This is a genomic window from Aquibium sp. ELW1220 (assembly GCF_030398385.1).
Classification (GTDB): Bacteria; Pseudomonadota; Alphaproteobacteria; order Rhizobiales; family Rhizobiaceae; genus Aquibium.
Genome location: NZ_JAOAOQ010000116.1, coordinates 1 through 946 on the forward strand (window position 1 = coordinate 1; position 946 = coordinate 946).

The 946-nt window shown below is 53.8% G+C and carries 1 rRNA gene; it reads left to right on the forward strand.

What is annotated here, in order from left to right:
* Window positions 1-946 (forward strand): 23S ribosomal RNA (locus tag N1F91_RS30950); the annotation flags it as partial.

The window sequence follows — 946 nt, forward strand, 5'->3', positions numbered from 1 at the left end:
AATGGTGACCACGTACCTTTTGTATAATGGGTCAGCGACTTAGTGTGACGAGCAAGCTTAAGCCGGTAGGTGGAGGCGCAGGGAAACCGAGTCTGAACAGGGCGTTCAGTTCGTCGCATTAGACCCGAAACCGAGTGATCTAGCCATGAGCAGGTTGAAGGTACGGTAACACGTACTGGAGGACCGAACCCATATCTGTTGCAATAGATCGGGATGACTTGTGGCTAGGGGTGAAAGGCCAATCAAACTCGGAGATAGCTGGTTCTCCGCGAAATCTATTTAGGTAGAGCGTCGACCGAATACCCCGGGGGGTAGAGCACTGGATGGGCTAGGGGATCTCACCGATTTACCAAACCTAACCAAACTCCGAATACCCGGGAGTACTAGTCGGCAGACACACGGCGGGTGCTAACGTCCGTCGTGAAGAGGGAAACAACCCTGACCGACAGCTAAGGTCCCCAAGTCATGGCTAAGTGGGAAAGGATGTGAGGATCCCAAAACAACCAGGATGTTGGCTTAGAAGCAGCCATCATTTAAAGAAAGCGTAACAGCTCACTGGTCTAAATAAGGGTCTTTGCGCCGAAAATGTAACGGGGCTAAAGCCATGCACCGAAGCTTCGGGTTTGCAGCAATGCAAGCGGTAGCGGAGCGTTCCGTAGGCTGATGAAGCCGGATCCGTGAGGACCGGTGGAGGTATCGGAAGTGCGAATGCTGACATGAGTAACGATAAAGCGGGTGAGAGACCCGCTCGCCGAAAGTCCAAGGGTTCCTGCTTAAAGTTAATCTGAGCAGGGTTAGCCGGCCCCTAAGGCGAGGCCGAAAGGCGTAGTCGATGGGAACCACGTCAATATTCGTGGGCCTGGAGGTAGTGACGGATTGCGTGTGTCGTTCGACCTTATCGGATTGGTCGGGCGGCGAAGCGGTCCCAGGAAATAGCTCCTCCGTA